The sequence below is a fragment of the Acholeplasma equifetale ATCC 29724 genome (genome assembly GCF_000687735.1).
Lineage (GTDB): Bacteria > Bacillota_I > Bacilli_A > Acholeplasmatales > Acholeplasmataceae > Acholeplasma > Acholeplasma equifetale.
In genome coordinates this window covers 104,814-124,644 of record NZ_JHXL01000003.1, presented here as the reverse complement: position 1 = coordinate 124,644, position 19,831 = coordinate 104,814, and the positions used below count along the sequence as shown (strand labels likewise).

Sequence of the window (19,831 nt, the reverse complement as noted above, 5' to 3'; positions counted from 1 at the left end):
TCATCTACAACAACGGCTAAATCATTTGGACTCGTTTTTATTGTAGGTACTGATTCCTTCTGGACAACACCTCGCTTACTCTCGGTTCGATTTGTGTAAATACCATCACCTATTTCAGCTATTGCATACCCTTGTTTTGTAGCTTGTGGAACTTTGATGAATGGTTGACCACTTAATCCTTTAGACCCAGCTTTGGTAGTAATCGTTGGACTTAGGTCATTGTCAACTCTCCCTCTAATACCTTCGTCATATCTAAAGTCGAATACTTCGATAAAATTATCAGTTGGTCTACTGCCCGCTTTTGTAGTAATGGTAAATGCAATATCAGATTCATCGATATTATGAGGTCTAAACTGTTTCTTTCTTATGAATCCGTTTCTATTTGTTTCGTCATTTAAAAACTGGAGCATCTTCTCGGAAAGGTAGTATTTTTTATCAACTTCATCTTCAAGCATGTCCTTTAATTTAAGTGATAATGGAATTGGACTAGGGAATGAATACTCAGCTTTATCATCTCGAATGGAAAGCATGAATACCCTTTGCCTATTCTGTGGAATATTGAAATCTTTACTATTCAAAATTTGATAAAAGTTTTTATATCCCAATTCTTCTAAAAATGAAATCCACTCTTCAAAGTTTGATTTGAACCTTTTTGATACAATGTTTTTTACATTTTCCATTAGGAGATATTTAGGTAGTTCATTATTGATTTTCGCTATTTCAAGTAATCTTTGAACCTCCCATAATAGACTACTTTGCGTGTTGCTCCCTTTATCAAAACCAAGCATCTTTCCACTTAGTGAAATGTCAGTGCATGGAAATGAGTAAGTCCATAAATCAGCTTTAGGTAATCTTTCAATTTTTGTAATGTCTCCTAAATTCGGTGTGTTTCCATGTAACTTTTCATATACCTTTATGGCATACTTATCTATTTCACTTATCGCAACAACCTCATGATCAATGTTTGCTTCTTTTAATCCTTGCCTTTGAGCACCAACACCTGCAAATAACTCTATTACTTTCAACACGTTCATACCTCCAAACAAAAAGAGCAACCTTTCGGTCACCCTCACTATTTTCTTGCTTTCAGTAATTTTTCCATCATTAAATCCTGTGGATCAAGTTCGTCAATTTCAGCTGATCCGTTGTCTTGAATGATTGAATAAATCTGATACCAAATTTGGTTTACTTGTTTCATATATGCTTGTGACATTGAAACATATGGACTTGCGATTGCATTTCCTGTTGTAGGATGTTTTGCTAACATACCAAATTCTGAAATTGCTTCCTCACATTGAATCCAACGAGAAACACTCATTGCATATTGTTCTATTAATTGATTGCCTACTAACTTTTCTACACCACGTTTTTTTAACCATAAGTATGTGGTTTTAAAAATATCCTCTGCATAAAAATCTCTACCATTTTTTTGCTTTGCTTTTAAATAATCTTTGATTGGTGGAACATCTACACCTTCTATTTCATCTGGTGTTTCAAATTCAGCCATATCATAAAAGGTTGTATTTAACACTTCCACCTTATTTTTCTTGATAGGTTTCTTTCCACTACCTATTCTCGCACCACCTCTAGCAGTGCCATCTTTAGCCATTAGTTAATACCCCCTTTGAAATGAAAAAAATTCGCACGAAACCCCAGGCTCGGTGTCAGCTTAATAGCTCGTAGAGATTTAAATCCCCCACCCCTATTTGCGATCGCCTAACTCATAATGGATCTTCGTGTGACAACTTTGACATAGTGACATAAGATTACTGAACTGATTTGTACCACCACGAGAAAGAGGTATGATATGATGAACCTCTTCGACAGGAGTGATTTTACCTTCCTTCAAGCATCTCTCACAAAGTGGATGTTTCTTAACATAAAGTCCACGTATTCGTTTCCAGTTGCTACCATATTTTTTATCATGATTTGGTGCTCGATTATAACGATCATATTGTTTTTGTCTAAGCGATGCATGTTCATTACAATACACATCGTTAGTTAATTCTGGACATCTGGGATAAGCACATGATTTCTTTGGTTTGCTAGGCACATCTGTTTCCTCCTTTCGGATTTTTTGCATGAAAAAAGCCCATAGGAGTTGCCTCTTATGAGCTCTGTTTTTATAGCTTTTGCCTATTATAATTATACCTTACTATTGACATATTAACAACGGTTCAAAGTGGTTCAAAGCGGTTCATAATTTTAGTTCATTCAATGCACTTTCATGCCATCTCTTCACTGTACTTCTGCTTACAAATATTTTTGTCGCTATCTCATCCCAATTTAGATGGTTGAAATATTTATCAATTAGGATACATTTATAATCTTCGTTTGTCATTGTTTCAATCTTAAATAGTGCTTCTGCTTTAAGATTTCTTAGTTCTTCTTCCTTCATTTCGATTTCAGCATCAATTTCAAACTTCTTATTTAACCACTTGACAAATGGTGCTTCTAGATTCCTTGTTCCACTTGTTCCTTCACGATTCAAACATGGACCCGGAATGGATAAGCTCATTTCATCATAGTACTCAGAACGCATCTTCATACACTTAATAGTGTGTTCGAGCTTTCCGATTTGTTCGAGATATTCTTTTGATGTCATAGCCTACCCTCCTTCGATGAATATTTTTTCAAGACTTAAAATCTCTATTGATATTCCACATGGTTCATTCGACCATCTTTTTTCGCAAGTTTCTTTTACCACTTGTGCGTCATCGTTCCAAAATCCAAGTTGAGTCATGCAGTCTTTCAGCATCTTTTGTAAGTTATCTGTGTCAGGTTTTGTTACTTTCCATTCATTATGCTTATGGTTTTTCCCTCTTGGAAATAGCCATGTGACTTTGAGTTCAACAGGTCCTTGTATCGTTTCTTTAGGTTTGAAAGGTCTAAGATGTTTGATTAGTATATTTCTTGCTTCTAAAACCTTTGACGGCTTATAGATTCTAGGTTTTCCATTTACCATTGCTATCTTCTGCATTTGAGCTGTCGTTCTCGGTGGATTAATTAGTAAAAATATCTTCATGAGACCACCTCGTTTTTTTTGAAAAAAGGGAGTTGCCTCTCGATGCTTTGTTTTGGGAAAGGGGCATCATAAAATGCCCTTTCCTACAAAACGAGGCGTCAGCGTGTGTAAGCGAAGCGAAACTATATATATAAGCCCTTTTTTCGTTTTCCGAAAATAGGTATTTTTCCCTATTTTCTTCGTTTTGCGAAAATATGATATTTGCTCCTTTTTTCGTTTCATTCATCACTTTCTAAACACCTCACCTTTACTGCATAAATACTTATCATTAAACTCTTTGATTCTTGATTGAATAGTTCTTTCAGTAACATCTAAGTACTCAGCAAGTTCTTTTACTGTACAGCTTTTCTTTCCCATACACGCAGCATCAAATGCATCATCGAACTCCTCTTCACGGTCTTCCTTTGTTTGCTTTCTTTTTCCTGACTTAGCGAGATTAGCATCTCTCGAACCTTCAGCATAAATACTTTGTAGTACTCCCGTTGCATCGACCACATGGACTGGATAGTTAAACCAAATATTCACTGGTTTGAAATTAGGGAATTCACGTAGTGAACCTTCAACTCTCCATGCTGTTGAAAATTCATTCGCTGCATTTTTTAGAATAAACTCTGGTGTAGTATCAAGCTGAATAAGGTCAATGATAGCATCTGGGTCACGTGCAAACACTCCACTTCCAGACCCCCTGTCTTGGGCTTTTTTTTGCCCCTGCGTGCCTTTAGAATGGTGATGGCAATAAATAGCCGATACTCCTGTTTCTGAGCAAATACGGTCGAAGTAATTGCAAAATTGTCCCATATCTGATGCTTTGTTCTCATCACCTGTAATAACTTTATAGATCGGATCAATTATCACAGCAGAGTAGTTTTGATTCTTTACTCTTCTAATAAGTTTTGAAACAAGTTTATCCATTGGGATAGCATGTCCGCGAAGATTCCATATTGCGATATTATCTGCATATTTATAATCGATACCTTTTGCATCCATAATCGTCTTAAAGCGGTTGATACATGATGCAGGATCAATTTCTAGATTCACATAAAGCACCTTTGAACTTTTGCATTTAAAGTTAAGCCATAAACCACCACATGCAAGTGATATAGCAAGTTCCATAAGTAAAACGGATTTACCTGCTTTTGATGAACCTGAAACAATCATCTTATGTCCAACTCTTAATACACCTTCAATCAAAACTTCCGGTAATTTTATAGGATGTTTCAGTTTATCAGCAAGGTACGTTAAACTTGGTAGTTCATCATTGATACCTTCAACAAAATCCATCCACTCGGTCCAGTCTTTTCTACCTATGTTTGTTGCAATTAATGTTTGCTGTTTTCCATTTCTTGTTACACCAGGCATTCTAGATAGTCGTGATGGATTTCGATTTTGCTTATCGACTTTTAATCCATTCTTTTCAAGATAGTCATAAAGAAAGTCGACTCTTCTACGATACTCTTCTTGATCACTCGCATTGACTTTTACGATTGCATGTAGGCTTTTACCACCACTACTTACTAAACAAGCAATAGGTAATTCAAGTCTTCGATATGTTGCGTCTTGTTCTGATATTGCTAAATCATCTGACTCAACAAGAGCATATTCAAAACGTGTAATGTTTTCGTTCTTTATTCCTTTTCCATCAACTGGATTAAATCTAATCCAAGCACCACATTCATCTTTCCAGTCTCCTACTGTTGCTCCTAAATCGTCAGGATGTTTTTCTAAACTTTCAAGCAGTTCTTTTGCTGTTCTATCATAAGCACCTTTTGAAGGCATCCATTTTCCATCTTTGTCTTGCCACACATCATTGGTGCAGTATGACACATATTCATCTTCTTTAAATAATGTTTTTATATACTTGGTTAGCTGTTCAACTGGTGTATCACATTTTGGCATTTCATATACGATTCCATCGCCATCATACTCAATTACAGAATCCCAATCTAAACATCCATCGCCATCAAAGGAAAATGAAACATATCCTCTATCCTTTGCCATTTGAAGAATTGTTCCACCAGTGATGGGAGTGGAAGACCCTGTAAAGGTCCTCCATTTCTTCTCACATTCTCCTGGTTTGTATCGAGAGTCATTCTTGCTCCAATCATCCCAAACATTCCAATCATATCCTTCAGCTTTTAATGCCATACCAACATTAATCCATTCTTGATATGTTAAGGATGAAACATCTAGATTTTTAAGAGCTTTAATAATGTTGTTGTCCATATGACCCTCCTATTAAGGTTGATATGTAGCGGCATTAATACCTCTAGGTATGAACCAGTTATTACTTGCGATTCTGTTAATCATGTCAGTAGCATCATCGAAACTCCATGTACCCACATGACGGAATCCTCTGCTTTCTAAGTATCTAATTTGTTTTGGTGTAGCTAAACCTTCCATTTGGCGTTTCTTTAACTTATCAATGATAAGACTTGCAAGTCCACAGTTTTCTATTGTGTCAGCTAATATGCCATGTTTTTCAAGGTAGTCTTTTTGCTTTTCAGTGACAGGTCCCATTTCCCAAACGAATGTAGGCTGATAACGTGCCAAATCTTCTGCTTCAATAGAGAATGCATATTGAATTGGATCAACAAGTCTAAGTTGTCTTTTTCTCATTGCAGCAAGTTCACGAGCAAGTGCAGCTTCACGTTCAGCAATAATATCTTTTTCAGCACTTTCGTTAGCAAAAATAAGATCTATTCCTGCTCCACTATCTACAATCTTTTGATTGACTCTTTCTGCAATATCAGCATCTTTTGAAACTAGCACACTTGGTCTACATAAATCGTGTCTTTCAGTCATCCAAAGGAAGTCAAGTAATAATAAGTCTTTCTTTCCAGGAGCGATGCGTAATCCACGACCGACCATTTGTTGATATAAACTTCTTACCTTTGTAGGACGAAGGACAATAATGCAATCCACTGATGGACAATCCCATCCCTCTGTAAGTAACATACTGTTACATAGAACGTTATACTCACCAGCTTCAAAGTCAGCTAGGATTTGGTCTCTATCCTTGCTATTGCCATTGACCTCTACCGCTCTCATTCCATAAAGATTCAACAAGTCACAGAACTTTTGACTAGTTTTAACAAGTGGTAAGAACACGACAGTTTTTCTATCCTTACAGTACTTAAGCATTTCTAGTGCTATTTGGTTTAAATATGGTTCAAGGGCACTACCAATTTGACCTGCATTATAGTCACCTTGTGTAATTGAAACATCATGAATATCAAGTTGAAGTGGTATCATTTGTGCTTTAATTGGTGATAACCACCCATCTTTTATTCCTTGTGCCATTGTGTATTCATATGCCTTTGAATCGAAAAATTGTCCTAGATTCTTTTGATCGCCACGATCAGGTGTTGCAGTAATACCAAGAACTCTAGCTTCATTAAAATGATTGAGAATTGTCATATATGAATCAGCTAAAATATGATGGCATTCGTCAACGATAATCATGTCGAAATAGTCTTTTGGAAATTTACTAAGTCTTGATTCTCGACAAAGAGTTTGTATGGACCCCACAACGACTTTGTTATCTTTTCCAATTGATGTTTCTTCCGCTTTTTCAATTGCACATTCAATACCTGTAAAACTTTTAATTTTGTCATAGGCTTGATTAATTAATTCATTACGATGTGCTAAAAATAGCACTCTTTTGGATGAATCAATTAAGTCTTGGATTAATCCAGCTGCGATGATTGTTTTACCAGAAGCGGTAGGGAGCACCCCCAAAGTTCGAGAGTGCTCTTCTTCAAACCATTCATGCTTAATAGCATCAATGCATTCTTGTTGATATGGTCTTAACATATAACCACCTCTTAGAACGGTAAATCATCATCTGAGATTTCAATTTGGTTGTCTAATCCTTGTTCTTTGAAGAATTCTTCATCGTAATCGATAAACTTTTCAATATCGTTTATGATTCTTTCTTCACCATTTTGATTAGTGTAAGTACGAGGTTTAAAGTGAGCTTTGCCTACAGCACCTAGCACCTTATTCCAATCCATGACAAGTTTTTCACCATGCTTCTTTTGCCCGATAGATCTAAAGAAGGCACATAATTTCCATTCAAGTGTTCGATATAAGATAAGGTCTACTTTTGCGATTGCTACGCCTTTTTCAGTAGGAACTTCAACTGTAATGATTGCTTTATTACAAGGCGGAATTTTAGCTGATCCTAAATATCTTCCACGTTCAAACTTGATTACTCTAAATAAGTAATCTCCTTCTTCAAGAGTGACAAACTCCTGACCTTCATTTGAAATTTCATCATTCCAATCGATTAAATAGTTTTTATTTTCTTCCATGATTATTTATCTCCTTCTTTATTCTTATTGATTGTGTCTACGATTTTTTTCCAATTAGGGAATATCCATCGATTTATGAAATCTTCTGAAAAGTCATCAATTTTTGTATTCTCTGGATAATGACCGCGTTCAATAACGACTTGTTCTAAATCGTCTGCTCTAACATTTGACTCTTCCATCAACTTTTGTAATTTTGCATGATTGGTTGACTTATCTTTTGAAGAGTCATCTTCTGCCTTTATTTGAACATCTACCCTACCACTGAATAGATGAGCAATAGGTTTATAGCTAAGTTCTAATTCCTCGGGTAAATTGAATCTGTTTTTAGCATCCCAACAAGCATGATGAGTGGTGTACATTACACGTTTTCCACCTTGGGCTTTTTTAGTATTGTTTTCTGTTGTAACCACATAGGTCTTGTAATTACAGAAAAGTAAAATATCACACCATTCCTTGAAGAGAGGTCCTACTTGTCTAGTGAGTTTTAACTCCCATCTATCGAAAGCTCCAGCTTCCTCCGGTAATTCGTACTTTCTTGGTTTACCGTGTGCGATTACTGCTACATGAATACCTGCATCGATTACCTTGTTTAATTGTTCAAATAAACGATTTACTTCATCCTGTAAGATGGTATATCCACGCCCGTAACCCCAATCTTCGATATTTGCTTTTCTGAACTTTTGACATAAATAATCAATACAGAAACTTTCAGCTTTATCTAATGTGTCAATAACTAACGTTTTACAGATTGAAGGATTATCAATAACTGCTTTGACAACGGCAATAAGATTTTCCCAACTTGAACATTTAATTCTTCTACAATTGATTCTTGAACTACCGTTTTCTGTATCAACGATTAAAGCATCAGGGAGTTCATTGGCTAGGCTTGTCTTACCAATTCCCTCAGCTCCATAGATACCTAGTTTTATTGGTCTATTTTCTTGTCCCTTAATAATTTCAAATGCAAAACTCATATAGATTTATCCTCCTTATAACTTTCAATGTTTACTTCTTCACGCTCATCATCAGATGTAGCAATGGTGATTGAACCTTTCGTTGTGGTGATGTATTCACCTAAAAGTTCATTTAGTTTTGCTTTCCCTAGTTGTTTTTGAATCTCTGTTATTCCTAGTAATTTGGGTTTGCTATAAGCCTCATAACCGTTATCCAGTAAGATTTTTGCAACTGTGTCATTATCACTAAAAGAACGTGTCACTCGTGAATACACAAGTTTGTGTTTTTTAAACTTATATCCATCGAGCATCCTTTTGATTGCGTGGGCTTTGATATCCTCCGCAAACTTAATAAGATCGTCTAACTTAGGTAGTAACTCATCAATCTCTTCATTTGATAATAAATCCACTTGTTTTTTAGAGGTTTCATATAAACCGAGATTAGCGTTTCTCCTTGCTGCACATACATCTTTACCAGGACACCATTTACATCCCTTACTAGGAACTGCGGTAGGGTTGGGTTCGAGAGTTTTATCAATGGCTGGAATAACTACATTTCTTTCCCATTCGAGTAACTCATCAAGTGTCAGCTCATATTCAGAAATGTGGTAGATTCTTTCTTGAACGATGATGATTCTTACTTTCTTAATTGGATATAGTTTTCCTATGCTGTGGTATAAACCAAGTGCATAAAGTCCTAATTGTGAATTGGGTTCTTTCTTGCCATCTTCTTTTGAAACCCATGAATCCACCTTTGAGCGACCAGTTTTTAAATCTAAAACTGTCATAACATCATCAGCAATAACTCCTAAGTCTAAGGTTCCAACCATACCTTCCATAAGCCAATTCATGTTTAAAGTTTCTTCAATAAAAACTATTGGATCATGTCCGATTCGTTTTCTTTCAGATTCAATTAGACTCATAGCTTTATTTGCGTATCCTTCAGCAAGTTTTAGCATTTCATCATCATACTGAGTTAAACCTTTTATGGTTTCTTCAATTGGTTTAATCTCTTTATTGTCAAAATCGTATAATCGAAGTGACTGTCTCAGTAATGTTTCACCTAATGTGTGTGTTTCTGTTCCATATATAGCTTCTGGTCCTGGTTCTTCTTGATACATTGCTATAAACCTTGTGCTTGCTGGACATGTGAAATATATAGATGACTTACTTGGTGAATGAGTTCTTGAATGTAATTTATCTGCCACCGCTTCCACCATCACCCTTCTCTTTGATTTCACTAATCGTGACATCACTTACTGAATCTCCTGGAATAATGATTGTTACTTTTTGTGAGTCTCCAAAAAACTTTTTAAATAAGCCTTTTTTCATCTTCACCTTTTTACAAGTCAGAACACCATTTGATTCCTGTTCCTTTGAAACATTAATATTCATTTTGTGTTTCATCTTGTATCTCCTTTCTGGGGATATCTTTGTCCCTCACTGTATGGAGATTTCGACCACCTTTTGACCACCCTATTTGTCAAAAAATGTTCTATATTTTTTTCTAATCTGCTCAATGGACTTTTGAACTGCATTCAAGTTGACACCTTCTCTATCAGCAATCTCTCTTTGTGTCACTCCTTGTTCGAGCATTTCTAATCTTTTTAATTGAATATCAGTTAAAGTCTTCTTGAATTCTTGAACTTTCTTTTCTGATTCTGCATACTCGGTATCTATCAACATTTGTTCGTGTGGTGTTGGATTTGGATCTTGGAACCATTCACCTTCATAATCGCAATTGTCAAGAGATGCTTTAACGTGATATCTCCATCTACGATTGTCATTTTCGATCTTTCGTTCAGCTTCCAAATGTAAACGACCATACTCTTCATCTACTTCGACTTCACTAACAGTACCATCTGTAAAAACATACTTAATCTTCATATAAAAAACCTCCGTTTGATTTCTCGAGACGGAAGTTCTTGGAATTTGGGCATGCTGAAAAAACGTACACAAAACCTCGATTTTTTTGGAATTCATCCATCTCGAATTGTTTTTGTAGTACGCTCTTTCCTTAGGAGAGCATTCCACTATTAATTGGTTACTACTTAATGAAATTAAGGAACTGCTTGATGGGTGATCATGCCATCGCAGAAGTGAAAAAGTAGTAAATTTACGTAAGATTTATCTTACTGAGTGTAGTCTATCACCATCAACAAAATAATTGAATATAGTCAAAAATACCATTATTTATGAAAAATTGTAATTTAATATATATATGGTTTTTGTATATTTTGTGCTATAATATTGAGTGTCTATTAGTTTTATCATTAGTTAAATTAGAATAAATAAAAACACCATTATTAAATGCATAATTTATGCACCTAATAATGGCCTTGTTTTGGAGGTAAAAAATGAAAAAAAATATGAATTTAAGTGAAAATTTTTATCAAAATAGCCTTTTTACATTTGATAGTTTTGCTTGTTTCTGTGCGGTCGACACAATAAATGTTAGTCCAGATGAAGCTAGAAATGTAATTAAAGTAGTTTCTCAAAAAAACAAACCTGTGAAATTTGCTTTTGAACCTAATGATGGACTTGTACGTGTATCTTTAAAAAGTGGTGCAGTGGAGGAAAGAAATATTCTAAGTTCACTCTTGTCCATTAATGAAGATAAAATTGAAAACTATAAAAAATTTTTTGAAAAAAACGGATTCTTCTTTCCAATTAATATCGATAAATTTGAAGAAATCGATGACGATTCATTATTAATAATTATCTCTAGAATGAAAGCCACTGTAGAATTAATGAGTCAAATAAGTGAGATTCAGAGAAAAAATTATGACAGAATATTAACATTGACTTTGGCTTTGTTATTAAGTCCAGAAACAACCATTCAAATCGGACCTCATCAATATAAAACTTGCAAACATAAAAAGTTATATGATGAACTAAATATTTCTGCATCAATTAACGATGATGAAAGTAAATTAAAAGTTGATAAAGATTACAACATAAAAATAACTGACTCTATATATGGTGAATATAAGTTAGATCTTGATTCATATAGACATTTTATGTATGATGACGATTTACTAGATAACTTTTGGAGAAAAATAGTTCATTCTTATGTCAATCATCAAGACGCTAACGAAGATGCAAGATTGATAATTGAGTTTTTATTCCATACCTTTGTTGATATAGGATGGTTTTGGTCAGTTTCATTTGATAATATTAATTTTGCTCAAGAACCTAAATGGGATAAGTTTGATGATAAATTAAAGAAAGCTCTTTTAGAGGTTACAAAAATTGTAATAGCTGAAGAGATTAATTCAAATATTACTGGGGTTTATCCTGAATACGACAGTGTAATTATGGAACCAAGATGGCGAGTCGAATCTTTAATGAGTGCACTTTACTTTTCTATTTTCTATATGAAACCCAATCTTGAACTTACTCGCTTGTGTGCAAATCCAAAATGTGGTCGATATTTTAAAGTAAGTAGAACTTCACTAAAGAAAAAGTATTGTTGTCCAGAATGTGCTAACAGAGCAAATCAAAATAGATATAGAGCTAGAAAAAAAGAAATCAGCATATAAAAAAAGAGAGATTTTTGTAATCTCTCTTTTCTCTATTATTCAGTTAATACTTTTTCTATTTCAATACTTAGAAGTTCTTTATCATAATCATGATTTCCATCATAATTTTTTAGTAGGTATCGTGTATCGACAACAATACCTTGGATTCGTTCATAAACCTGAGGGGTACTAATCCAATCGCCAATGGCTTCTGCAACATTACCATACCATCCAGTAATCTTAAAATCATTATTTGATTTGTTAAAAGGCATAATGAAAGCATTAAACACTTCTGAACCAACTGGTGCTTTATTATTCTTTACATACTGACCATAAGTGATTTGCTTATTAATGTCAGATGACTGTGGTAATGCATTGATACCTAATCTAGGCAATATACCGTAGCGATAGTATTTTGCATCTAGGACATAATATTTATCTCTATAAATCATGATTGTATCTGGTTCAAGAGCCGATGTAGGTCTACCTTTAGCTGGTCCGTATTTCTCAGTCCATTGTGCATGTGGGAAATAATCATGTTTATTGGGTTCACCAAAAAACTTATCAATAAGTTTTTCCCAAACTGTCTCAAATCTATCTGTTCCAAAGTAAAATTGCTTATCAATTGTTTTATCATCCATGAACTCAATCATGGCAATCATTGATCTAAATAATTTCTTATCATTGTCATTATTAGTATTAGACAATTTATCATTTAAGGTCGCAATAAATTTTGTTTTATCAAAAACAATATCTGGTTGTTCAGGCTTATTCGTAGTATAAAGCCAACCGATTTTCTCAAAACTTTCATAAACACAATATTTATGTATTCGTGTAATTAGTCGATTTGCATTTTGGGAAGAAACTCTGACCACCTGATTAAAGTATAAAAGTGATTTACCTTGAATCATTGGAGTTTGAGTTTTAATTGTTCTACTCCAATCAGTCTTTCCTCGTTTGTCCACTTTATAAGTTGATTCTGTTTCTGTATAATAATTTCCATTATGATCTAAATAGTAATTAATAACATTTAGATATGCTTGTATAGGAAATTCAACTGAATGTGGAGCGGTAAACCTATCCATATGAAGAATTCTATCTGTTTTATCTGTAAAAGTAGCTAAAACATTAAATAGATTTTTTATATCCCTTTTTAGTTCATCTTCGCTTGTAGGTAATTCATACCCCATTGGAAAATAGATTACAACATTATCACTATCAGCCTTTACTCCGACAAATCTATCTCCATCTTCGTTACTATTTACGTGACAGTGTTCACGCAAATTAAAATGATCACGATCTATTGGCATGTAATATACTCACCCCATTAATTTCTTACTAGAGTGTTGTATATGTTCTCTTTAAAGACTTTGAATCGTTCATCACCTTGTGCATTTACAAAGTATTCAATAACATCCTCTAAACTTTTTACATTATCTAAATCAAAGATGTCTTCTTTAGTAAATTTAAAAGCATCGTCCCATAAATATTTGATTACTTTTTCTGGAAACCTACTATTCTGCTTTTCATCGCCTTGAGCATAATTTAAATCCTCTAGTGAAACGAAATGTGTCCCCAGGCGTTTATCTTCTGAAGAAGTCATTCTTATGTTTTTTTGAAGTATTATTTTATTTATTTCAGTAAAAAACTTCTCCCAAGTAACATTTGAATCTAGAATTCGTGCATTAGCAAGTTCACTTTCTTTACCTTCTTTAAATTTATTCTTTATTAATCTCATACTCCATCTTCTTTGGAATGCAGTGTCAAGTGTAAAGACATTTTGGTCACTTGTATTCATTGTACATAAAATTGACATATTTGATGGGATTGATACCTTATGATTTTCATTACCATATACAATCTTTGCAATATCACTATTTGTTATTTCGTATTCGCTTCTACCATCTATATTTCTATCTAATAGTTGGAATATATCTCCGAAAATAGCTGGTGCATTTCCTCTATTTACTTCTTCTATAACAAGATAAAACATCTCACTAGGATTTGTATATGCTTTTTTTAATAATTTTGTAAATGGTCCAGGTGTAAATTCATAACTGACAGATCCATCATCACCAAGTTTTGGTAATATTTGACCAACAAAATCTGAGTAAGTGTAATCTGGATGAAAAACTATTCTTTCCATCATATTATCATCATTACAATATTCATTCTTAATTGTCCATGATTTACCAGCTCCTGGTACTCCATATATAATTATATTAGTTCCACCTTTTAGCCTGTCACAGTTATCATATTCAGATAACTGATTTACATCTTTGTCATCTCCAAGATTTAACACATTAATAGCTTCTTTTAATTCTTGTCTAATTCTTAAGGAGTACAACGGTTTTGAATTTACATTAACATATCTTCCTTGAAAAGGTATAGCAATATATTTTTCCTTTCCATCTTCTATATAAGCAGGAACATTAAAATATTCTTTAGCTTTTAAGCCAAAAAAACCACAAGCCCCAATACTAGAAGAAACAACATTTTTCTTTAATATTCTTGATAAGGTAATATAATCACATTCACCACCACAATCATAAATGGCTTTAATAAGATGTAATGATTCTTTTAATGTTTCTTTATTATTACTTATAAATTCTACCCATTGCTCTTTTGTAATCCCCGGGTTGTATTCAGTTAAAGATGGGGTATACTCTGCTTCACTACCATATAATGTTTCAATCATATTAACCTCCACAAAATCCGATATTGTATCACTAAAATTTCTTAACACATAGTCTGATAATTTATATTCTCCATCTACTTTTTTTATAATGTTCATCTCTTCAAAAAGAACATTGAACTTTAAATCGAAGAATTTATTACCGCCTTCATCTTTTATCTTAGCTCTGTCGTTGTCAACGTTAGAACTTCTTTTAACTTTTTGAATTGCATCATCTAAACTGATTTCTTCAACTTCCATATAATATAAAATACATCCTAATTCAACATTTGATGCACTACCCATTTTTAATAGTGCCTTTAAAAATACTAACGGTGCTTCAATGTCCGAATCGGAATCAACAGCATTATTGTGTCTACCAAAAGTTATACAAGATAAAGCATCGAATAATACATCAATTTTTTCTTCTAATGATGAAGCTAGATAAAATGCCATACCTAGTTCAGTCAAATATAATATTTTTGAACTCTTTTCATAAAATAACAGTCCAAAATATCTTGGCATAACGGATTTATGATAAAGTGATGTTATATCTAAATTTGAGAGACTAGCAGTTAAATCGTTGATAAATTGGCTCATTTCCATCTTAGCATGATTTTTCCCTACAATTTCAATAGCTTCATTAAATAATTCATAACTACCTGAATTTTTTGGTAGAACCAATTTAATTAATCCCTTTTTACCCATGCTATACCCCCTTACTAATTTCGTTAATAAGTTTTGAAACAATAGCTTTTATCATCAAAGGTGGAATACCTTCACCTATTACATTTCGAATCAATCTTTCATCAGCCCAATCAGGTATATTCCAATCTGTTGGTAATGAAGTTACTATTAATAATTCATAAATAGTTAATACTCTAGCATCACTGTAAAGTGTTTTCCCATCAGGAGTTTTGATTTCTCTTCCTGGATGAACACAACAAGCCGATGATATTACCCCATTATTTTGAGTTATCGTATTCGCTGGTTTATCCCAAGAATAACGTCTATAACATGATAATCTCCCAATAATTCTAGTTCCATCCTTTTTTTGTGGATAATATACATCATTATAAAAAGCTGTTTTCCCAGAAGGGGTATTTGTCATCCACAAAACATGATTCCAACTATGAGTCGGTGGATAATGCCACTTTGATACTTTAAGTCCTTGTTCTTTTTTTATCTCATACTCAGGGAAAAAATCTCGCATGTTTTTTTCTCTAATTAATGGGTCTAAACTTGGCAAATGTCCAATCGCATCTTTCAAAGTGATTTTTTCTTGTATTTCGGGTCTCGCCCAAATTATCTTTAAGTCTTTTCTAACCATTCTAATGATACATCTTGACCTTGATTGTGGAACACCATAATCTTCCGCATTAAAAATGTTATCGTCATAAATAATATAATCATTACCCAATTCTTGAATTAAATAATCAGGAATATGCATTGTAATATCATTGACGGTTATCTTAGTAACTAAAATTTTAGTAACGTTTTCTAACAAAATAAATTTTGGTTTTATCTTTTTGATAACATCAACAGCATATATAATTAAGTAATTTCTTTCATCATTTGGGTCTCTCTTTCCATGTCTACTCATACCTTGACATGGAGGAGTAGCTAGTATAAAATCTACACCTTTAGAAATTGATTTTTCTACAATTTTAGCTCTAATCTCATCTGATGTAATGTCACCACAAATCATTTCTGTCTTTGGGTATAAATGTTGATAAAACTCAGCTCTTTCTTTAACCAGTTCGTTAGCAACAACAATGTCAACTCCTATGCTTTCAAGATAAGCTTCAGCTACTCCAACATTAGAAAATAGCGACAGACCTTTAATTCTCGTCATCTTGGCTCAACTCCTTAAGTAGATTTTCAAATAATTTCTTAATAATAAGTGGTGGAATACCTTCTCCTAAAGAGTGTCTAATCAAACTGTCAGATGCCCAAGAAGGTATTGGCCAATCTCTAGGAATAGACATTACAATCATCAATTCATAAATACTTAGAACTCTAGCATCAGAGTACAATTTTTCCCCATTTGTGTCTATACCTATGTATCTACCTGGATGAACATTGTCTTGTGAACATATAGCACCATTGTAAGTAGTAACAGTATACGCTGGTCTATTCCACCACTGTCTCTTATATGTGTTTTTATAACCTTTCACTTTTGTGCCAGAGCTATTTTTGGGATAATAAAATGTATTTTCAAGAGCTGAACAACCTTCTGGAGTATATTTCATTACCTCAACATGTCTTAGTTTATGTATTGGTGGATAATGCCATTTAGATATTTTTAATCCATTATTCCGTTTGGTTTCATAATCGGGAAAATATTCCAGTTGTTCCTTCAAAGAAAATCCTTGAATTTGAGGATCTAGCGATGGTAAATCACCAATAGACTCAAATAAAGTGATAGGTTTGCTTTTTTCATTAGAACTTATAAAATTCCATTTAATTTTTAAATCTCTTCGAACCATTAAAAACATTGATCTTTGTCTCATTTGGGGGACACCATAATCAACTGAATTCACTATATCTGCATTAATAACATATTTTTCTTTTAATGATTCCACAATATAATCAGGGATTAAAACCTTTTTACCATTGACTAATATAGTTGTTCTTAGTTGTTGAGGAACGTTTTCAAGTAAAATAAATTTTGGATTTAATTCATTTATGACATTTAGTGCATATGTAATTAAATAATTTCTTTCATCATTTGGATGTTGTTTTCCCGCAGTACTCATACCTTGACATGGTGGAGTAGCAATGACAAAATTGACATTTTTTTCTTTTGATTTCGATATAATTTGATTATATATTTCTTTTTGTGTAATATCTCCACAAATCATCTCTGTTTCAGGATATACTTCTTGATAAAACTTCGCTCTATTTTCAAGTAGTTCATTTGCTACAGCAATAGTCACTCCAATATCTTTTAGATAAGCTTCTGCAACACCTATATTAGCAAATAACGACAGCCCAATTAATTTTTCCATATTTAATAACTTATTTTCCTTCCTCTACTTCAATACGATTCTCTTTACAAATGTTTTCTAACATACATAAATGTTTTTTTGTTGGAATCGATTTACCATTTTCCCATCTATTTATGGTAGAAAAAGATACTCCAATTAACTTTCCTAAGTCACTTTGAGATAAATTTAATCTAGCTCTAATTTGAATTATTAATTTTAGATAATCCATAAAAAAAATCACTCCAATAGTTTTTCTAAATTATAGCATTTTATAGCATTTTTAGCAAGGTAATTTACCTTATTTTATATATAACAATATTTTATAGTTTATTTTAGTACTTTTATGTTTTTATAGACCTTTCGTGTTTTTGCTGACCTTTTGTGTTTTAATTGACCTATCGTGTTTTTATTGGGTATAAAAATAAAAAGGTCTACAAACCAATTACATTATGTGATTCATAGACTCGTATTTTGGAAAGAAAAAAGGGATATTCTCCCTATTTTCGTATTCTATAAGTTCGATACTATTGTATCAACACTGTTGTGCTTATATGGCGGAACAAGTGGGATTTGAACCCACGCGAGCTATTAACTCCTACAAGCTTTCCAAGCCTGCCCCTTCAACCACTTGGGTATTGTTCCATATATAAGAGCTTATGAAATCATAAGCTCATTTTTATATTGATTAAATAATTCAAAGACTTCTTGATTTGTTTTAAGTTTCATTGCTTTTTCAACTAAACTTTCTAATTCTTTCATCTTTGATCTTCTAATGACATAATTCATTTGTGGATACATTTTACTATGAACAGATAATTCATCAATTCCTAGTCCTATTAACATTAATGCTGTTGTTATATCTGATGCCATTTCACCACAAACACTAATATTTATACCATATTTTTTGGCTTTGTCAACAACATACTTCAAACTTTTAATAACTACTGGATGGAAAGGTTGATAAAGATATGATACTTCATCATTCATTCTATCTGCTGCAAATAAATATTGAAGTAAATCGTTTGTTCCTATAGATATAAAATCAATATTTGGTAGTAAATCTTCTATTGCAAGTAATGCACTTGGAACTTCCAACATCATACCAATTTTAGGTTCATATATTTGAATATTTTCATTTTTTAATTCTGATTTTACTTCTTCAATGATGGATTTTGCTTGAAGGAGTTCATCTAAAGTAGAAATCATTGGTAACATAATATGTAAGTTTTGCGTTTCGTTTGATAATAATAAAGCTTTTATTTGCGTTTTAAATATGTCAATGTTTGAAAGTGAAAAACGAATACCACGTTTACCTAAAAATGGATTTAATTCATTTAAAGGTTCTAAGTATGGTAACATTTTATCACCACCAACATCAAGTGTTCGAATAATAACTTTTGATTTAAAACTTGATAGTATTTTTTGATATATTTTTTTTAATTCAGATACTTTTGGTAAATTATCTAAATTAAAATAATCATTTTCGCTTCGATATAAACCAACACCTAATGCACCATTTTTGAGTGCTTTAGGTATTTCATTTGTACTACCTAAATTTGATAAAAGATGTATTTCTTTACCATCCTGAGTTTCTGTTAAACACTTTAACTCATATTTCATCTTTTCTTTAAGTTGATAAAAATTCTCTCTGATTGATTGATACTTTCTAATAGTTTCATCTTTAGGATTAACAATAATGAGACCTTCATCACCATCAAGAATAATTAAATCATCATTTTTTAATGTATGAATATCTATACCTGAAATAGAAGGTATACCCATTTGTTTAGATAAAATGGCTGCGTGAGACGTTTTTGATCCTTTTTCTGTAATAATGCCTTTTATAAAAGTTTTATCTAATTTTATGGTTTCAGATGGATATAATTCTTCAGCTACTAGAATAACTTCTTCATTATACTCATATTGCTTATTTTCTTGATTTAATATTTTTAATACGCGATATTTAATATCTTTTAAATCTGCTGTTTTTTCACTAATCATATGATTATTTGAGTTTTTAAATACCTCAATGAATTCATTCATTGTTAACTCAAATGCTTGAGCTGCATTAATTCTATTTTTTCTTATTTTATTTTCAATGTTTGAAATAAGCTCTGGATCTTTTAAAATTGCAACTTGTGTAAGTAAAATGCCTTCTGCTTCAACGCTTAAGTTTTCATTAAGCATCGATTCAATTTCAAAAACAGCATCGCAAATAGCGTTTTTTATACGGTTTTGTTCATATAAAAAACCAATACTTCCCTCTTGATTAGAAGTTAATTGTTGTGTTAAATGATGAACTTTTGCAATAGCAATCCCACCTGAGGTGGGAATGCCTTTAAAAGTTTTTTGCAT

General features: G+C 32.7%; 19 protein-coding genes and 1 tRNA gene. 1 reads left to right on the top strand and 19 read right to left on the bottom strand.

Going from position 1 to position 19,831, the window contains the following annotated elements:
- The 12 genes from dcm to T434_RS0102925 form a co-directional block, all read right to left on the bottom strand.
- A partial coding sequence (gene dcm / locus T434_RS07450) for a DNA (cytosine-5-)-methyltransferase (RefSeq protein ID WP_162150664.1) occupies positions 1 to 1,028 on the bottom strand: 1,028 nt, incomplete at its 3' end.
- Positions 1,029 to 1,072: 44 nt separating this feature from the next.
- Complete coding sequence (locus tag T434_RS0102970) at positions 1,073 to 1,609, bottom strand: P27 family phage terminase small subunit (RefSeq protein ID WP_026399834.1); 537 nt, start codon at positions 1,607 to 1,609, stop codon at positions 1,073 to 1,075.
- Positions 1,610 to 1,702: 93 nt separating this feature from the next.
- Entirely contained in the window at positions 1,703 to 2,053 is a 351-nt protein-coding gene (locus tag T434_RS0102965) for an HNH endonuclease (protein ID WP_026399833.1), read from the bottom strand.
- Between the two features lie 144 nt (positions 2,054 to 2,197).
- Complete coding sequence (locus T434_RS0102960; RefSeq protein WP_162150663.1) at positions 2,198 to 2,605, bottom strand: DUF1492 domain-containing protein; 408 nt, start codon at positions 2,603 to 2,605, stop codon at positions 2,198 to 2,200.
- 3 nt (positions 2,606 to 2,608) lie between these two features.
- A complete protein-coding gene (locus tag T434_RS07655; RefSeq protein WP_084301055.1) occupies positions 2,609 to 3,025 on the bottom strand; it encodes a RusA family crossover junction endodeoxyribonuclease in 417 nt (138 codons plus the stop codon).
- Between the two features lie 225 nt (positions 3,026 to 3,250).
- Entirely contained in the window at positions 3,251 to 5,248 is a 1,998-nt protein-coding gene (locus T434_RS06735) for an AAA family ATPase (RefSeq protein WP_162150662.1), read from the bottom strand.
- Positions 5,249 to 5,260: 12 nt separating this feature from the next.
- Positions 5,261 to 6,838, bottom strand: coding sequence for a DEAD/DEAH box helicase (locus T434_RS0102950; RefSeq protein WP_026399831.1), 1,578 nt, complete (start codon positions 6,836 to 6,838; stop codon positions 5,261 to 5,263).
- An 11-nt stretch (positions 6,839 to 6,849) separates the two neighbouring features.
- Positions 6,850 to 7,338 (bottom strand): hypothetical protein, encoded by a 489-nt coding sequence (locus tag T434_RS0102945; protein ID WP_026399830.1) that lies wholly within the window; start codon positions 7,336 to 7,338, stop codon positions 6,850 to 6,852.
- A gap of 2 nt (positions 7,339 to 7,340) precedes the next feature.
- The gene (locus T434_RS0102940; RefSeq protein ID WP_035358151.1) at positions 7,341 to 8,312 is read right to left on the bottom strand and encodes an ATP-binding protein; all 972 of its coding nucleotides are present in this window, start codon (positions 8,310 to 8,312) and stop codon (positions 7,341 to 7,343) included.
- Entirely contained in the window at positions 8,309 to 9,499 is a 1,191-nt protein-coding gene (locus tag T434_RS0102935) for a DUF2800 domain-containing protein (protein ID WP_162150661.1), read from the bottom strand. The genes T434_RS0102940 and T434_RS0102935 overlap by 4 nt, the downstream gene beginning before the upstream one ends.
- A complete protein-coding gene (locus T434_RS0102930; RefSeq protein ID WP_026399827.1) occupies positions 9,489 to 9,698 on the bottom strand; it encodes a hypothetical protein in 210 nt (69 codons plus the stop codon). Before T434_RS0102930 ends, T434_RS0102935 begins: the two co-directional genes overlap by 11 nt.
- A gap of 69 nt (positions 9,699 to 9,767) precedes the next feature.
- Complete coding sequence (locus tag T434_RS0102925; protein ID WP_026399826.1) at positions 9,768 to 10,178, bottom strand: hypothetical protein; 411 nt, start codon at positions 10,176 to 10,178, stop codon at positions 9,768 to 9,770.
- 470 nt (positions 10,179 to 10,648) lie between these two features.
- On the opposite strand from T434_RS0102925, the gene T434_RS0102920 reads away from it, so the two are divergent.
- Positions 10,649 to 11,833, top strand: a complete 1,185-nt coding sequence (locus T434_RS0102920) for a CGNR zinc finger domain-containing protein (protein WP_026399825.1) — start codon at positions 10,649 to 10,651, stop codon at positions 11,831 to 11,833.
- 35 nt (positions 11,834 to 11,868) lie between these two features.
- On the opposite strand, the gene T434_RS0102915 is transcribed toward T434_RS0102920, so the two are convergent.
- The 7 genes from T434_RS0102915 to ptsP form a co-directional block, all read right to left on the bottom strand.
- Entirely contained in the window at positions 11,869 to 13,122 is a 1,254-nt protein-coding gene (locus T434_RS0102915; RefSeq protein ID WP_026399824.1) for an LlaJI family restriction endonuclease, read from the bottom strand.
- 17 nt (positions 13,123 to 13,139) lie between these two features.
- Entirely contained in the window at positions 13,140 to 15,194 is a 2,055-nt protein-coding gene (locus tag T434_RS07445; RefSeq protein WP_051614347.1) for an McrB family protein, read from the bottom strand.
- Between the two features lies 1 nt (position 15,195).
- Positions 15,196 to 16,341: a DNA cytosine methyltransferase gene (locus T434_RS0102905; protein ID WP_035358148.1), complete on the bottom strand. Its 1,146-nt coding sequence runs from the start codon at positions 16,339 to 16,341 to the stop codon at positions 15,196 to 15,198.
- On the bottom strand, positions 16,328 to 17,497 hold the full coding sequence (locus tag T434_RS0102900) for a DNA cytosine methyltransferase (protein ID WP_035358147.1): 1,170 nt from the start codon (positions 17,495 to 17,497) through the stop codon (positions 16,328 to 16,330). The genes T434_RS0102905 and T434_RS0102900 overlap by 14 nt, the downstream gene beginning before the upstream one ends.
- A 10-nt stretch (positions 17,498 to 17,507) precedes the next feature.
- Positions 17,508 to 17,705, bottom strand: a complete 198-nt coding sequence (locus tag T434_RS0102895) for a helix-turn-helix domain-containing protein (protein WP_026399821.1) — start codon at positions 17,703 to 17,705, stop codon at positions 17,508 to 17,510.
- 323 nt (positions 17,706 to 18,028) lie between these two features.
- A tRNA-Ser gene (locus T434_RS0102890) sits at positions 18,029 to 18,118 on the bottom strand.
- Positions 18,119 to 18,130: 12 nt separating this feature from the next.
- A complete protein-coding gene (gene ptsP, locus T434_RS06725; RefSeq protein WP_051614346.1) occupies positions 18,131 to 19,831 on the bottom strand; it encodes a phosphoenolpyruvate--protein phosphotransferase in 1,701 nt (566 codons plus the stop codon).

Excerpts from the sequence above, each read along its gene's own strand:
- ptsP (WP_051614346.1), bottom strand. The coding sequence starts at position 19,831 with ATGCAAAAAACTTTTAAAGGCATTCCCACCTCAGGTGGGATTGCTATT.
- T434_RS0102920 (WP_026399825.1), top strand. The coding sequence starts at position 10,649 with ATGAAAAAAAATATGAATTTAAGTGAAAATTTTTATCAAAATAGCCTT.
- T434_RS0102940 (WP_035358151.1), bottom strand. The coding sequence starts at position 8,312 with ATGAGTTTTGCATTTGAAATTATTAAGGGACAAGAAAATAGACCAATA.
- T434_RS07655 (WP_084301055.1), bottom strand. The coding sequence starts at position 3,025 with ATGAAGATATTTTTACTAATTAATCCACCGAGAACGACAGCTCAAATG.
- T434_RS0102900 (WP_035358147.1), bottom strand. The coding sequence starts at position 17,497 with ATGGAAAAATTAATTGGGCTGTCGTTATTTGCTAATATAGGTGTTGCA.
- T434_RS0102945 (WP_026399830.1), bottom strand. The coding sequence starts at position 7,338 with ATGGAAGAAAATAAAAACTATTTAATCGATTGGAATGATGAAATTTCA.
- T434_RS0102960 (WP_162150663.1), bottom strand. The coding sequence starts at position 2,605 with ATGACATCAAAAGAATATCTCGAACAAATCGGAAAGCTCGAACACACT.
- T434_RS0102950 (WP_026399831.1), bottom strand. The coding sequence starts at position 6,838 with ATGTTAAGACCATATCAACAAGAATGCATTGATGCTATTAAGCATGAA.
- T434_RS0102970 (WP_026399834.1), bottom strand. The coding sequence starts at position 1,609 with ATGGCTAAAGATGGCACTGCTAGAGGTGGTGCGAGAATAGGTAGTGGA.
- T434_RS0102925 (WP_026399826.1), bottom strand. The coding sequence starts at position 10,178 with ATGAAGATTAAGTATGTTTTTACAGATGGTACTGTTAGTGAAGTCGAA.
- T434_RS0102895 (WP_026399821.1), bottom strand. The coding sequence starts at position 17,705 with ATGGATTATCTAAAATTAATAATTCAAATTAGAGCTAGATTAAATTTA.
- T434_RS06735 (WP_162150662.1), bottom strand. The coding sequence starts at position 5,248 with ATGGACAACAACATTATTAAAGCTCTTAAAAATCTAGATGTTTCATCC.
- T434_RS0102905 (WP_035358148.1), bottom strand. The coding sequence starts at position 16,341 with ATGACGAGAATTAAAGGTCTGTCGCTATTTTCTAATGTTGGAGTAGCT.
- T434_RS0102915 (WP_026399824.1), bottom strand. The coding sequence starts at position 13,122 with ATGCCAATAGATCGTGATCATTTTAATTTGCGTGAACACTGTCACGTA.
- T434_RS0102930 (WP_026399827.1), bottom strand. The coding sequence starts at position 9,698 with ATGAAACACAAAATGAATATTAATGTTTCAAAGGAACAGGAATCAAAT.
- T434_RS07445 (WP_051614347.1), bottom strand. The coding sequence starts at position 15,194 with ATGGGTAAAAAGGGATTAATTAAATTGGTTCTACCAAAAAATTCAGGT.